Source organism: Streptomyces netropsis (genome assembly GCF_014203545.1).
GTDB lineage: Bacteria > Actinomycetota > Actinomycetes > Streptomycetales > Streptomycetaceae > Streptomyces > Streptomyces netropsis.
In genome coordinates, this window is the sequence record NZ_JACHJG010000002.1 from 150,256 (window position 1) to 164,773 (window position 14,518).

Genomic DNA, 14,518 nt, shown 5'->3' on the forward strand with positions numbered 1-14,518 from the left:
CGGTCGGAGGGTCGGCCGGGAGCCGGTCAGCGGCCCCAGCGGAGCCCGGCCGTCTGGACCGGCGCGTCCCACAGCCGCAGCAGCTCGTCATCGACCTGACACAGCGTCACCGAGGCCCCGGCCATGTCGAGGGAGGTGACGTAGTTGCCGACCAGCGTCCGCGCGACCGGCACACCCCGCTCCCGCAGCACCCGGTGCACCTCCGCGTTGAAGCCGTACAGCTCCAGCAGCGGCGTCCCGCCCATGCCGTTGACCAGCGCCAGCACCGGACCGCTCGGCCGCAGGTCGGACAGCACCGCGTCGACCGCGAAGTCCGCGATCTCGCCCGACGTCATCATCGCGCGACGCTCGCGCCCCGGCTCACCGTGGATGCCGACGCCCAACTCCAGCTCACCGGCCGGAAGATCGAAGGTGGGACCGCCCTTGGCGGGCGTCGTACAGGAGGCCAGGGCGACACCGAAGCTGCGGGACGACTCGTTCACCCGGCGGGCGATCGCCTCCACCCGCTCCAACGGCGCGCCCTCCTCGGCCGCCGCCCCCGCGATCTTCTCCACGAACAGCGTGGCACCGGTGCCGCGCCGGCCCGCCGTGTAGAGACTGTCGGTCACCGCGACGTCGTCGTTGACGAGCACGCTCGCGACCTGGATGCCCTCGTCCTCGGCGAGTTCGGCGGCCATGTTGAAGTTGAGGACGTCGCCCGTGTAGTTCTTCACGACGAACAGCACGCCCTTGCCGCTGTCCACGGCCGCTGCCGCCCGCACCATCTGATCGGGCACGGGCGAGGTGAACACCTCCCCGGGGCAGGCCGCGTCGAGCATCCCGTGCCCCACGAACCCCCCGTGCAACGGCTCGTGCCCCGAACCGCCGCCGGACACCAGCGCCACCTTGCCCGCCACGGGCGCGTCGCGCCGGGCGACGACACGCCGTTCCACGTCGACCGCCAGCTCGGGATGAGCCGCGGCCATCCCGCGCAGGGCATCGGCGACGACGGTCTCCGCCACGTTGATGAGCATCTTCATGTGGGCTCCACGGGTGTAGGAAAGACGGGCCGCTGACTTGCGTTTGTGCAGACCAGCGGTGGTGTCACGAGTAATGGATCCTGGCGGTCTCTGACGGTCCCGGGCGGGCTCCGGCGGTACCGATGCTAACTAAATGCCGATCGAGGCGGGTGGTGGCTGAAGGAGCACCGGCAAGGCTCGCTGCGCATCGCCGGGGCGTCGTGGGGTGTCACTGCTGGGACTGCCCGACGCCGCGATCTGGGCGGCGACGTGCCACCGGCGAAGGGCGTGCAGGCGCGCGAATTTCCGTGCCGCGAACGTGCCCACGGCATGCGCGTCGTCCGCGTGGCCCAGCACGTACCGTTCGCCATCTGCCCCACGGGCTGAAGGATTCGGGGCCGGACACCCGGCAGGCTCCGCTGCCGTAGCGCATCCCCGTACCGGGTCCACGCCCCACGTGCATGGCCTGACATCCCCTAGCCGCTCCCACCCCGCTCGGGATCCTCAGGCGGGCAACACGTCGGGGTGTTCCCTGCCCGCTTCCTTCCAGCGAGGAGTAGGCCTTGCGAAAGTCCAACCGATGGGTGGGGCTCTTGGGAGCCATGGGGTTCGTGATCGGTGGTCTCTTCCTCACGCCATCGGCCTCGGCGCAGGACCCGGTCGTTCCGGTCCAGTGGGCCTGTTCGCCCGCACGAAGCTCCTCGCCTGCCCCGCGGATCGTGCCGGGCGGCCCCGCCGGACAAGGAGCCAGGTGGAGCAGGTTGGGCCCGTCGATAAATGCCTCGACATCGGTCGCGGTAATCGGGGAGGCTTCGCGCGATGACCAGAATCGACGACACGCCTCCCGCGTGGGACGAGCGCACCCAGCTCACCACGTTTCTCGACTACACGCGTGACACCGCCCGCGCCAAGTGCGCCGGTGTCTCCGCGGAGAACGCTCGCAAGGCGCTCCTGCCGGGCTCACCGCTGATGACCATGAGCGGACTGATCAACCACCTCCGCTGGGTCGAGTACTACTGGTTCCAGGTGGTCTTCCTCGGCGAGGAGGACCTGGGCCCCTGGACCGAGGAGGACCCCGACCGCGAGATGCGTATCGCCGTCGACTTCCCGCTCGCGCAGTTGCTCGGCGAATACGCCGAACAGAGCGCCCGCTACCGCGAACTGGTCGCCGGGAGCGGCCTGGACGACCAGGCCGAGCGAGCCGTCCGCAACGGCCTCCACGTCGACCTGCGCTGGATCCTCCTTCACCTCACCGAGGAGACAGCCCGCCACAACGGTCACCTGGACATCCTGCGCGAGATGCTCGACGGCACGACCGGCGACTAGGTCCGGCGGAGGTCACGGGCGGAGGGGACCGGGCCGCCGGCGGTCCCGTGGGTCACCGGCCTCAGCGCAGGACTGCCGGACGGCGGGCCGCTCACCCGGTGCCGAGGACGTTGTCGATGTAGGCCGCGAGCGAGGCCCGCAGGTCTTCGGGCGCCATCTCCTGGTCGTCGATCAGGTGCGCCACGAGGTCGGCGCGGATGGCGGCCAGCAGCGCATGCGCGGTGAAATCCGCGTCGTGGACGCCGGGCACGTGATCCAGCGCCAGGCGAAGGGTTTCGTGCCACCAGCCGTAGTGCCCGGCCTGGTACGGGCTGCTGAGCCCGGCGTGCTCTGCGGCCGACATCAGGTGCCGGTTCTCGACCTTGAAGCGCAGTGAGGCGTCGAGGAGGTCCATCACCCGCTGCCTCGGTGAGGACCGGCCTGCGTCCTGAGCTTCCTGCGCGGCTTGTTGCAGGGGTTCGAGGCGGGAGGCGATCACGGCGCTGATCAAGCCGGCACGGTCGCCGAAGCGGCGGAAGAGGGTGCCCTTGCCCACACCGGCGGCCTCGGCGATGTCGTCCATCGACACGCTGTGGGGGCTGCTGCTCCGGGCGAAGAGGGCGTCGGCGGCAGCCAGCACGGCTTCTCGGTTGCGCAGGGCGTCCGCGCGCTCTGTGCGCTGGGCCACGGGTCCTCCTCCTTCGTCCTCGGCGTTCCGGACCCCCGGAACGGTTCATGGTATTCGGTGGGTTCGCGTGAGCCGTCGCTCGCGCCCGACCGACGCGGAGCAGCGCATCAGCTGCTCACGACACGTTCCGTTCGACGAAGGCGCGGAAGGTGCCCGGTGGGCGGCCGGTGAGGCGCAGGACGGTGTCCGAGGTGCGGTCCTCGGCGCCCTCGGCGATGGCGCGGTCCATGCCGGCCAGCATGGTGGCGAACTCCAGCGGTATCTCGGCCGCCCAGCGGTCGCGCAGCTGCTCGAAGGTCAGGTGCCGGTGCACGACGGGCCGGCCGGTGACCTCGGTGACGATCGCGGCGACGTCGTCGTAGCTCAGCGTCTGCGGTCCGGTGAGGACGAGGTCGGTGTTGGGGGCCTGTTCGTCGGTCAGGGCGCGTACGGCGACGGCGGCGATGTCCTCGGCGTCGATGAACCCGACGCGGCCCTCTCCGGAGGCCGTGAGGACGGCACCGTCCTCGCGGATGCTGCGCGCGTGCGGGGCGGAGCCGGTGAAGTTCTGCATGAACCAGGAGGGCCGCAGCACCGCCCACTCCTCGAAGAGGCCGGGCAGGGCCTGGTGGACCTGGCCCACCGCCGGACCGCCGGCGGGGATCGCGGATGAGCTGAGCAGCACCGCGCGGTGCACGCCTGCCGCGCGGGCCTGGTGGAGGAAGGGCAGCATGACCGCGGCCGGGTCCGAAGAGCCGATGGGCGGGACGAGGTAGACGCGGTCGGCGCCGTCGACGGCCTCGTCCCAGGTCGCGGGCTCGTCCCAGTCGAAGCGGACTGCCTGCGCGCCCTCCACCGGGGTGGCGTTCCGCCCGGCGGCCTTGACGCGGTGGCCCTCGGCGATCAGGCCGGCGGAGACTCGGCGGCCGGTGGTGCCGGTGGCCCCGATGACCAGGGTGGTGCCGGGGGTGTTCATCAGTTCGCTCCTACGAAGTCGGCGCCGGGCTGCTGAACGGCGAGAGGGTTCCAGTAGTCGCGGTAGGAGGTGATGCGCCCGCCCTCGACCGTGACCACGGCGATGTAGGTCATGTCGAAGGGGCTGTCCGTCTTCACCAGGCGGCCGACCCCGCGCATCTCCACCACGATCGTCCCGGGGACGGTGGTCCGGTGGATGTGCACGTCGGGGAAGTCGTGCAGGTCGACGTGGTCGGGGTAGTGGCGCATGTAGTCCGCGATGGCCTGTCGGCCCTCCAGCCGCTCGGGCCAGCCCTGGGGCGCGAAGGGGAATTCCAGGACGCCGTCCTCGTCCCACAGGTCCACCCAGCCGGGGATGTCCTTTTCCAGCAGCAGTCGCAGACCGTGGCGGTACAGCTCCGCGGCCGTCATCGGCACTGTCATGATCAAGGTTTCCGTTCTGCTCGAAGACACGGCGATTCCGGCCCGTCGGGTCACGGCCCGTCGTCACGAGAAGCGCGACGTGGCCCGTCATGGCGGTTCCTCATGACGGGGCACCCGGGATGAAAGCGGACCGTCGGTCCGCATGGAAGAAAAATACGGACTACCGGTCCGCTTCGCAAGCCTGGAGGTGGCCGGCACCGCGACCGGACACCGTTGACCCCCGGTGGGCCGGGAGCGCGGCGATGGGCCGCTATCCGGTTGATGGCCGGTGAGGCCGTGGGTACTGTTCCTCGGGTGATGAGCCCTGAATCAGACAGAGCGGAGCCGCCGGTCGCCCGGCGGCGGGTTGTCTGACCGGTAACCGACCGGTCTTCTGATCGATCTCGCCTTCCGGCGGCCGAATGCGCGCTCCGTGTGTCCGGTCCCGTTCTGGCTCTCGCCTTCGACACAGGTGACGTGGCCCGTCGGTCGGCACGCGGATGTTCCTGACCGCGTAAGCCGACGCTGGAGTCGATCCCTTGCCCGTTTTCCTCTACGTCCTGGGCCTTGCCGTTTTCGCGCAAGGCACTTCCGAGTTCATGCTGTCCGGTCTTGTACCGGGCATCGCCCGTGACCTGTCCGTGCCGGTGGGAGCCGCCGCGAGCCTGACGTCCGCGTACGCCGTCGGGATGATCGTCGGGGCGCCGGTGATGGCCGCCCTGAGTGCGCGATGGCCACGCCGTCGCGCGCTGGCGAGCTTCCTGACCGCGTTCGTCGTCGTGCATGTCGTCGGCGCGGTCACCACCAACTTCCCCGTGTTGTTCGGAACCCGGATCGTCGCCGCGATCGCCAACGCCGGTTTCCTCGCGGTCGCGATGTCCGTCGCGACGACCCTGGTCGTCCCGGCGAAGCACACCAGAGCCACCGCCGTCCTGCTGTCGGGGGTGTCACTGTCGTGCGTCGCCGGTGTGCCCGCGGGTGCTCTGCTCGGCGAATGGGCCGGTTGGCGATCGGCCTTCTGGGCGGTCGCCGCCCTGTGTCTGCCCGCGCTGGCGCTCGTGTTCCGGTCCGCGCCCGCCGACGCGGCGCGTCGGCACGTCGTGTCGATCAGGCGGGAAGCACATGCGTTGCGGTCGCGGCCGGTGCGGTTGGCGTTGGTGCTCGCGACCGTGGTCAACGGGGCCACCTTCGCGACCTTCGCCTACCTCGCGGTCATCGCCACGGACGTTACTTACCTGCCCGACGGTGCGATCCCCGGGCTGCTCGCCGCGTTCGGCGCGGGCGCCTTCGTCGGAGTGACCGCAGCCGGCCGCATGGGTGACGGGCGGCTCCGGCGGGGCCTGCTCCTCGCGGTGTGCGCTCTGCCTGCCGGATGGGCGGCGCTGGCCTTGACCAGTGAGCGAGCGGTCCCGCTGTTCACCTTGGCGGTCGTCCAAGGCGGGCTGTCCTTCGGTATCGGATCGACGCTCGTCAGCCGCGTCCTGCACGTCGCGTCCAACGCCCCCTCACTGGGCGGGGCGTTCGCCACCGTCGCCTTGAACGTCGGCGCGTTCCTGGGCCCCCTGCTGGCCGGCATCGCGACCGGGGCCACGGACGACTACCGAGCTGCCGTGTGGGTCAGCTCCGCCCTGGCCGGCACGGCGATTGCCTTCGCCGTCGCCTCGCGGACCCGCGCCGCCCACGAAGACGTGGAGGAAGTCCATCGGCCCGTCGTGATACGCCGCTGACTTCTCGAGGTCGGCTCCGCCACCAGGCGCGGGGGTGGTGTCCCCGCGCCTGGTGCACGGCCGGGCCTACGCCTTGCGGAGACGGTCGACGATGCCATTGAGGTCGTGTCGGAACAGCCCGATGTCGACCCAGTGGCCGCCGCCCCGCTCGTGCGACTCGTGCGGGATGCCGGCGCGGTCGAGAAGGCCGCGGAACTCCCGCTGGGTGTCGAGCACGTTGGTCTCGTTGAGCCGGTCCCAGATGCGTTCGGGACTGGTACCGGCGACCATGAAGACCCGCTTGTTCCGGTAACTCTCGATGCGCTGGCACGGGTTGTCGGCGCTGACCCGGTTCTGGTCCCAGGGCACGCCGTAGACGGTGCCGCCGCCCAGATCGAGGGCGGAGGTCGCGTTGGCCCAATGGACGATGATGTCGCCGCGGCCGCGCAGGCTGGCCGGGCCGGAGTGGGCGCTCACCGAGGCGAAGTGGCCCCAGTACTTGGCGGCGTACTTCAGTGCGCCGAAGCCGCCCATCGAGAACCCGGAGACGGCGCGGCCGTCGTACTCGGCGTACGTCCGGAAGTTGTCGTCGATCCACGGAATCAGTTGCTCGATGTGGAAGTGCTCCCAGTTCCGGGGGCCCACGAAGGAGCTGACCGGGTTGGAGTACCAGCCCGTGCGCCCGCCGTCGGGCATGACGACAATCATGGGCATGCCAGCGGTGAAGGCCCGGATGCCCCCTTCGGGCAGACGGTCGAATTCGATGAAGTCGCCCCCGCCGCCGTGGAGCAGGTACAGGACGGGATAGCGGCGTCCGCTGTGGTGGTAGTCGTCGGGAAGCAGAACGTTGACGGCGGGCTTCCAGCCGATCGCCGCGGTCTCGAACCGGTAGTACCACATGCGGGGGTCACTCTCGCCCGCTTCCACGATGTGCAGTCCGTGACCGTCGCCGGCCGCGGAGGCGGACGACGCCGCCGCGAGGACGCTCCCGCCGCCCAGCGCCATCGCCGCGGACAATCCGCCGACGGTCTTCAAGACACCTCTACGGGAGGGGTGGTGCTCGCTCATCGTGACCTCCTGGTCGGGAAGGGAGTGGTAACGCGTCAGTTGTCGGTGATCCAGGCGCCCTTGAAGGAGGGCGGGAAGGGCGAAGCCGCCTCGCGGCCGGACGCGCCGGGCCGCTGAAGCGGAGCGGCCGCTGTCAGGACCAGCTCTGGTACGGGGTGTCGTTGCACGCCCAGGTGCGGAAGCCCAGGCTGCTGTCGTCGATGCAACGCATCGTGGCCTGGTTCTGGAAGCGGACGGTGCCGTCACCCCATGCCTTGACCCACCAGCTCTGCTCCGGGTTGGAGTTGCAGGTGGCGACGGTCCGGAAACCGTTGTCGGTGTCCTCGACACAACGGCCCGTGTTGAGGCTCCTCAGTTGGCGCGTTCCGTCACCCCAGACGTGTACGGACCACTTCTGGGGAGTGGAGCCGTTGCAGCTCCAGGTGCGGAAACCGTTGTTGGTGTCGTCCATGCAGCGGCCCGTGGCCTGATTCCTGAAGGACTGGACGACGTCGTCGGCGCGCGCGGGAGCCGGGGCGACGGTCGGTACGGGTGCGGTGCTGTGTCCGGTGGCCAGGGCGCCGGGCGCCGGGGCGAGGGCGGTGACGGCAAGGGCCCCGCCGAGCAGGAGTGTTCTCATGCTGCGCATGGGCACTGTCTCGTTCCCTCCCTGTGCGAGTCGTGTCACGTATGGGCGCGGTCCGGGGGACCGACGGGCCGCAAGGTAGTCGGGGGACACCGCGATACGGCACCCGGAACCTTCCGGGGTGACAGCGCTCGACGATCCGCGATAGAGCTTGGTGTGTCGTGAATCCCGGCAACCGCCACCGAGCCGAGGGAGAGGTGTGTCACCGCACGGGCGTGGGACGCGGGCACTGGGGGATCGCGGGGCGGTCCTTCGTCCGCACAGCGGGCAGCCATGCGGTGGACCGGGCGGAGCCGGGCGGGAGACGGACGCGGAACCACTGGGCGGACCACGTGCCCACCTCGTCGACGATGGGCACCCCGTGGGGGAACTGGCAGTCGACGGCGAGGACGTCACCGTGCCACACCCGTGTCGGTACGACGTTGTCGATGGTGTAGGGCCGCAGGGGATCGATCGCCAGGCCGAGACTGCACTCCGGGGCCCGGTCCCCGCGGTCACCGCAGGACGGTTCGGTGTTGAAGACCCGGATGCGGCCCGCGGCACCGGCCGTTGCGCCGGCCGATGCCGTGGCGGCGGGCCCGCGGGATCCGGTCGGCGAGGCGGACCCGCCGTCGCGCACGGCGTACGCCCAGCCCGCCGCGAGCGCCCCGCACACCGCGAGGGCCACGAGAGCGGCGCGGGCCCTTCCACGCAGAACGGCCCAGGGGCGCGGGGCCTTCCGGCCGGAAGGGGGCTGCCCTGCCCCGTCGGCCGGCTCCGCTTCCGGGTCCTGCCGGGCGGCGATGCGCGCCAGCAGACTCTCGGCGGTGTGCGCGGCACGCGCGTCGTGGGTCGGGGCCAGGCAGTCGGCGGCCAGCGCCCGCCAGAACGGTGGTACCGCGTTGTCCATGCGCAACGGTGCACGCCCGTCGGCGTACTCCTGTGCCGCGGCCGCGCGCGAGACCGGCGTGGCACCGGGGAACGGCGAGGCGCCCGACGTGAACATCTCGTGGATCACGATGCCCAGGGCCCAGATGTCGACGCTCGGCCGGACCTGCACACCGTGCTCGCCGAGCGGCGCCTTCCACCGCTCTGGCGGGAGGTAGTCGAACGTGCCCATCGGGGGCCCGTACCCGTGCGTACCGCGGGTGTCGGTCAGTTCCGTGACGAGCCCGAAGTCCGAGAGCTTGGCCGAGCCGTCGGCCATGATCAGGACGTTGTCCGGCTTGAGGTCGCCGTGCACCCAGCCGCCGCGGTGCAGATGCGCCAGCCCCTCACAGATCTCGACGATCAGCCGGGCGCCTTCGGCTTCGTCCACGTCCGTACCGAGCAGGTCCCGCAGACTGCGTGCGGCCCGCTCCATGACCAGGACGATCGTTCCGTCCAGGAAAGGACGGCCCGGATCGCTGAGCACGAGGGAGCCCAGCAGGCGGATCAGCCTGGGGTGGCAGGCCCGGAGGCCGAATTCCACCTCGCGCCGGGCGGTTTCCGCGACCTTGCGGGCCTGCCGGGGGGCGAGCCCGTCGGTCGGTAGGAACTTGAGCGCGACGTCTTCCCGATCCGCGGTCGGGCCCGTGCCGTCGCCGACCGGCCGTCCCGCGTAGACCGTTCCCCAGCCGCCGGACGCGATGGGCTCGGTGACCTCCCAACTGCCGACGCGGTAGCCGCGCGGCAGCGGTTGTGTGCGCTCACTGCCCGATGGGCCTTCCGGACCGTGCACCGTTTCCCCCTCCGGTCCGCCGGGCGTATCGGTGTGCGCTGCCGCTTCCCGTGGGTCTGCGTCCCACCGGTCTCATCCCACCGTCTCCCGCCCCCGCGGGCCCGCTCCGGCCCGGGGCGGCAGCAGCGCGAGATGTTCCTCCCGAACGAGCCCGAACCGCAGGGCGAGTCCGACGATCGCCTCCCGCTTGCCGTTGCGGCGCCCTTCCCTGCCCGGTTCGCCCCCGGCCGGAGCGCTGATGCGCATCTTCTCCCCGGCCAGGTAGTCGATGTGCGAGCTGACGGCCCGAGCCGTGAGCCGACCGCAGGCGGCGTGAGGTCTGAGCCGCTCGACGATCTGGGGGGTGGTGGGCACCGCGACCGCCGACTCGTCACGCAGCCGCGGTTCGCACAGCGCGACCAGTACCAGGAAGTAGGTGGCGCTCTCGTCCAGGGAGTACGCGGTGACGGTGCGGCTTCCCCACGGCCCGCCGATCTCGTGCGGGTCCATATAGACGTGGTCGGGCGCGAACACCTGGAAGGCGACCGTGGTGCCGTGGCGGGTGGGCAGTACGACCCTGGAGAACTCGAAGGGGATGGGTGCTCCGGCCCGTCGTGGCGGCACCCTCAGGTACTCCCCGGCCCCTTCCGGGTTCTCCACCACATAGCTCTGGGTCGCACTGTGGTTGCTGAGCTGCCAATGATCGTCGGTCACCCGGATCTCCCCCGCCAGCCGGGAGATCGCCTCATCGGCGAGGCGGAGTTCGACGAAGGTCGTCGCCGATCCCCGTCCGAAGCGCGCCACTTCCCCCGGACCCAGCCGTAACGTCACCGCATCACCGCACGGCCCCCCGCCGGCGACGCCGCTCTTCTGCGGCAGATAGACCACTATCCCGCTCACTGCCCCCTCCTCACACCCCCGTCAACGGCTTCACGCACGCCGAACGTTACACATGCGCCCCAGGGCCCGGTCCGACTGTTTGCCGACCCGGCAGCGTCGGAGGCCGGGTGGCCGGTAACAACCGAGTGTGTGGGGGCGTCAACTGTGCGTATGGGGTCCGTCACGCCGCAAAAACTGACATCCAGGAGTTTCCGGCGGGTGTCGACGGCCGTTCGCAGTGAAGTTCCGGTGTGTGTGGCCGGGCAGGTGTTTCCCGGTGAACCCGCTGGTCGGTGCGGCTGAAATGTCATGGCCGGGTGCATGAAGCCCCATCGCTGTGTGTCTGAAATTTATTGGCCATGGCTCGAATTCACCGGAGAGTTCCGGGCAGTTCGGGCTGGTGCGATCCATGATCGTTTACTTGGACAGGGCGGATTGTGTGCCCCTAGGATCCAGCCTGGCCTGATCGGAGACGGTCGAGGAATCAGCCGACCCCGACCCCTGCCGCGCTGGTCGACCGGCTGCGCCGGCTCGCCCGACGGGACCCGTGAAAGGGAGACATCCCATGGACATCCTCAAGCTCGCCGTCAGCGGCTGGTTCGCCCGGGCCCTGGCGGGCGCCGACCGCTACCTGCTGAAGAACGTCCTGCACGACTGGGGATACGACAACGGCGTCGGCATCCTGCGCACCGGCGCCACCACGACCGTGGAGTCCGTGACGCAGTTGCCGACGGGACACCAGGTCCTCGCGTCCTCCCCGCGTGCCTGATGACCCTCACGCCGGTCTTCCTGTTCGCGGGTCAGGGCTCGCAGTACCACGGCATGGGCCAGTGGCTCCACGGAGCCGACCCCGTGTTCCGCGAGGCCCTCGACTCCCTCGACGCGGTCGTCCGTGACGTCCGCGGCGACTCGGTGATCGAGGCGATCCACGGCGGCGGACACGGCCCCGAGCTGCCGATGACGCGCTTCGCGCTCACCCAGCCGGCGATCTTCATGGTCGAGTACGCCCTGGCGGAGATGCTGAGGTCGCACGGCTTTGAACCCGGTGCGGTGCTCGGTGCCAGCCTGGGCGAGGTCGCGGCCGCCGCCGTCGCGGGCGTGGTCGACCCCCGGGAGTGCCTGCGCTCCCTGCTGCGCCAGGTCGACCTGTTCGAGACGGAGTGCCCCCGCGGTGGCATGCTCGCGGTCCTGGCCGACGTCGGTCTCGCCCGGCGCGATCCCGTCCTGGCGACCGCGCACGTGGCCGCGGTCAACTCGCCGGACCACTTCGTCCTGGCGGGGACGGCCGACGACCTGGACCGCATCGAGCGGCACCTCACCGCCACGGGCGTCCTCTGCCAGCGGCTGCCCGTGCTGTTCCCCTTCCACTCGCCCTTGATCGACCCGGTGGAGGGCCCGTTCAAGGACCTCATCGGCCGACTGGCCATGAGGCCCGCCACGCTTCCGCTGATCTCCGGCACCACCGGCGCGGCCGTGCACCTGCCCGACCCGGCCCACCTGTGGCAGGTGCTGCGGGAGCCGTTCGACCTGACCCGGGCCCTCGGCCCGCTCCTCGCCCGGGACGACTTGCTCTTCCTCGACCTGGGGCCGTCCGGGTCCCTGGCCAACCTGGTGCGCGCGGCCCTGCCGGACGGCAGCCGGTCCAAGGTCCTGCCGCTGCTGTCCCCGTACGCCCGTGACGAGGTGCTCTACCGGGCCGTCCTCGACACGCGGCCTCTCCTCGCGGCCCCTGCCACCCCCGCACGCCTCGCGGCCCCTGCCACCCCCGCACGACGAACCGAGGTGAACCCCGTGAGCGCTCCCGCGGTGACGCCCGGCCCGCCCGCCCCCGGCGGGCGGACGCTCGACGTCTACGTCTTCCCCGGACAGGGCGCGCAGGCCAAGGGGATGGGCCTGGAGGTCTTCGACCGCTTCCCCGACCTGGTGGCCCGCGCCGACGCCGTACTCGGCTACTCCCTCCGGGAGCTGTGCCTGGAGGACCCGGGCCGCAACCTGCGCGACACGCGGTACACCCAGCCTGCGCTGTACGTCGTCAACTCCCTCACCTGGCTGGCGGCCGTCGGCGAGGGAGGACGGCTGCCGGACTACGTCCTCGGGCACAGCCTCGGCGAGTTCGCCGCCCTGTTCGCCGCCGGTGCCTTCGACTTCGAGACCGGGCTGCGCCTGGTCGCCGAGCGCGGCCGGCTCATGGGACAGGTCACGGGCGGCACGATGGCCGCCGTGTCGGCGGTCGACGCCGCGCTCGTCGAGCGGGTCCTGCGGGACAACGGCCTCACCGAGCTCGACATCGCCAACTACAACGCGCCGACCCAGACGGTGATCGCCGGCCCGGTGGAGGCGGTCGACCGGGCACTGCCCCTGCTGAAGGGAGCCGGCGCCCGCTGCGCGCCGCTCAACGTCAGCGCGCCGTTCCACAGCCGGTACATGGCGGCCGCCGCCGAGGAGTTCGGACGGCTGCTCGACGCCACCGGGTTCGCGGCGCCGAAGATCCCGGTGATCAGCAACGTCGACGCCGAGCCGTACGAGGCGGGCGAGGTGGCCGCCACCCTGCGCCGCCAGATCGCCTCACCGGTGCGCTGGACGGACAGTATCCGGCTCCTGATGGGGCGGGGCGACTTCCGGGTGCGGGAGCTCGGCCCCGGGCAGGTGCTGACCAAGCTCGTCGCCCGGGTCCGCACCGAGGCGACCGCGCTCCCGGCCGCGGACGTATCCGCGCCCGCCGCCCCGCGGCGGCCGGCGCCGGCCCGAACCGAACCCGCGCGCCCCGAGCCGCTGGGGTCGGACGCCTTCCGGCGCGACTACGGCGTCCGTCTCGCCTATGCCGCGGGCGGTATGCGCCGCGGCGTCAGCTCGGTCGACATGGTCGCCCGGATGGCGCGGGCCGGTCTGCTGTCCTACTTCGGCGCCTCGGGTCTCGCCGCCGCCGACGTGGCCACGGCGGTGGCCCGGATCCGCGAGCGCGTCCCGGCCGGCGCGCCGTTCGGGGTCAACGTCACGCACGACCCCTTCGACCCGCGCGCCGAGGCCGACCTGGTGGACGTGCTGGTCCGCCACGACGTCCGGTTCGTGGAGGCCGCCACCCACGTCGAGGTGACACCCGCGCTCGTGCGGCACCGTCTGACCGGAGCCCGGGTGCTTGCGGACGGCACGGTGCACGTGCCCCGCAAGCTGCTGGCGAAGGTGACCCGGCCGGACGCCGCCCGCCTGTTCCTGTCCCCGCCGCCCGCCGCGTCGGCGCGGCGGCTGGTGGCCGAGGGCCTGCTCACCGCCGAGGAGGCGGCCGCCGGGGAGCGCGTCGCGCTGGCGGACGACGTCTGCGCGGTGGGCGACGCGGGCGACCACTCCGACCTGGCGACCCTGTGGGCGCTGCTGCCGGCGCTGCGCCGGCTGCGCACGGAGCTCGGGGGCGTCGCCGAGGGGGTGCGCATCGGGGCCGGAGGCGGAATCGGCGCACCCGAGTCGGCCGCGGCCTCGTTCGTGCTGGGCGCCGACTTCGTCCTGACCGGCTCGGTCAACCTGTGCACGGCCGAGAGCGGGATGAGCGCCGCGGCCAAGGACCTGCTCCAGGACGCCGACGTGCACGACACCGCGTTCGCGCCCTACGGTGACCTGTTCGAACTGGGCGGCCGGGCACGCGTGCTGCGCAAGGGCGTGCTCTTCCACGCCCGCGCGGGAAAGCTCTACGACCTGTGGCGCAACTACGACTCCTGGGACGCGGTACCCGCCGCGGTGCGGTCCAAGGTGGAGCGCGACTACCTGGGCGCCTCGTTCGAGGACGTCCACGCCCGCCTCGGCCGCTCCGCCGAGCCGGCGCTCGACCCCAAGCGGCGCATGGCGCTGGTCTTCCGCTGGTACTGCGTACAGGCGAGCACCTGGGCGATCGACGGGGCGCAAGGCCGCGTCGCCGACTACCAGATCCCCTGCGGACCGGCGCTGGGCGCCTGCAACCGGTGGCTGGCCGACTCGCCACTGCACGCCTGGCGGGACCGGCACGCCGACGAGCTGGCCGACCTCCTGATGGCCGAGGCCGCCGCGGTCGTCCGCCCGGCGCTCTGACCCGTGCCCGGCACGGGCACGAAGCGACACCGAGCACGACACGGGCACGAAGCGACACCGAGCACGACACGACACCGCCGGCCCGTCACGACGGGCCCGGCCCCCGCCGAGGCGCCCGACGGCTTCGGCCCTGGTGCGCGGCGACACGCGTGACCGACC

General features: G+C 71.7%; 12 protein-coding genes. 4 read left to right on the forward strand and 8 right to left on the reverse strand.

The window, feature by feature from the left end; all coding sequences use genetic code 11:
• Nucleotides 1–26: 26 nt before the first annotated feature.
• Nucleotides 27–1,019 (reverse strand): dihydroxyacetone kinase subunit DhaK, encoded by a 993-nt coding sequence (dhaK, locus tag FHS38_RS05720; RefSeq protein WP_184731424.1) that lies wholly within the window; start codon nucleotides 1,017–1,019, stop codon nucleotides 27–29.
• 798 nt (nucleotides 1,020–1,817) lie between these two features.
• Between dhaK and FHS38_RS05725 the strand changes: the two genes are divergently transcribed.
• Nucleotides 1,818–2,324 carry a DinB family protein gene (locus FHS38_RS05725; protein WP_184731426.1) on the forward strand — a complete coding sequence of 169 codons (507 nt, stop codon included), beginning with the start codon at nucleotides 1,818–1,820 and terminating at the stop codon, nucleotides 2,322–2,324.
• A gap of 91 nt (nucleotides 2,325–2,415) precedes the next feature.
• Here the strand turns inward: FHS38_RS05725 and FHS38_RS05730 are convergent, their stop codons facing one another.
• The 3 genes from FHS38_RS05730 to FHS38_RS05740 form a co-directional block, all read right to left on the reverse strand.
• Nucleotides 2,416–2,991: a TetR/AcrR family transcriptional regulator gene (locus FHS38_RS05730; protein WP_184731427.1), complete on the reverse strand. Its 576-nt coding sequence runs from the start codon at nucleotides 2,989–2,991 to the stop codon at nucleotides 2,416–2,418.
• 115 nt (nucleotides 2,992–3,106) lie between these two features.
• Nucleotides 3,107–3,946: an NmrA family NAD(P)-binding protein gene (locus FHS38_RS05735; protein ID WP_184731429.1), complete on the reverse strand. Its 840-nt coding sequence runs from the start codon at nucleotides 3,944–3,946 to the stop codon at nucleotides 3,107–3,109.
• On the reverse strand, nucleotides 3,946–4,368 hold the full coding sequence (locus FHS38_RS05740; protein WP_184731431.1) for a nuclear transport factor 2 family protein: 423 nt from the start codon (nucleotides 4,366–4,368) through the stop codon (nucleotides 3,946–3,948). Before FHS38_RS05740 ends, FHS38_RS05735 begins: the two co-directional genes overlap by 1 nt.
• A gap of 518 nt (nucleotides 4,369–4,886) precedes the next feature.
• Between FHS38_RS05740 and FHS38_RS05745 the strand changes: the two genes are divergently transcribed.
• A complete protein-coding gene (locus FHS38_RS05745) occupies nucleotides 4,887–6,074 on the forward strand; it encodes a Cmx/CmrA family chloramphenicol efflux MFS transporter (protein ID WP_184731433.1) in 1,188 nt (395 codons plus the stop codon).
• Nucleotides 6,075–6,140: 66 nt separating this feature from the next.
• Here FHS38_RS05745 and FHS38_RS05750 read toward each other — a convergent pair whose 3' ends face one another.
• The 4 genes from FHS38_RS05750 to FHS38_RS05765 form a co-directional block, all read right to left on the reverse strand.
• The gene (locus FHS38_RS05750) at nucleotides 6,141–7,121 is read right to left on the reverse strand and encodes an alpha/beta hydrolase (protein WP_184731435.1); all 981 of its coding nucleotides are present in this window, start codon (nucleotides 7,119–7,121) and stop codon (nucleotides 6,141–6,143) included.
• A gap of 133 nt (nucleotides 7,122–7,254) precedes the next feature.
• The gene (locus FHS38_RS05755; protein ID WP_184731437.1) at nucleotides 7,255–7,749 is read right to left on the reverse strand and encodes an RICIN domain-containing protein; all 495 of its coding nucleotides are present in this window, start codon (nucleotides 7,747–7,749) and stop codon (nucleotides 7,255–7,257) included.
• A gap of 199 nt (nucleotides 7,750–7,948) precedes the next feature.
• Entirely contained in the window at nucleotides 7,949–9,445 is a 1,497-nt protein-coding gene (locus tag FHS38_RS05760; RefSeq protein ID WP_229822518.1) for a serine/threonine-protein kinase, read from the reverse strand.
• Nucleotides 9,446–9,517: 72 nt separating this feature from the next.
• Entirely contained in the window at nucleotides 9,518–10,324 is an 807-nt protein-coding gene (locus FHS38_RS05765; protein WP_184731440.1) for a serine/threonine protein kinase, read from the reverse strand.
• A gap of 544 nt (nucleotides 10,325–10,868) precedes the next feature.
• Between FHS38_RS05765 and FHS38_RS05770 the strand changes: the two genes are divergently transcribed.
• Both FHS38_RS05770 and fabD read left to right on the forward strand, forming a co-directional pair.
• Nucleotides 10,869–11,072: a hypothetical protein gene (locus tag FHS38_RS05770; RefSeq protein WP_184731442.1), complete on the forward strand. Its 204-nt coding sequence runs from the start codon at nucleotides 10,869–10,871 to the stop codon at nucleotides 11,070–11,072.
• Nucleotides 11,072–14,359: an ACP S-malonyltransferase gene (gene fabD, locus FHS38_RS05775; protein WP_184731444.1), complete on the forward strand. Its 3,288-nt coding sequence runs from the start codon at nucleotides 11,072–11,074 to the stop codon at nucleotides 14,357–14,359. Before FHS38_RS05770 ends, fabD begins: the two co-directional genes overlap by 1 nt.
• Nucleotides 14,360–14,518: the final 159 nt, after the last annotated feature.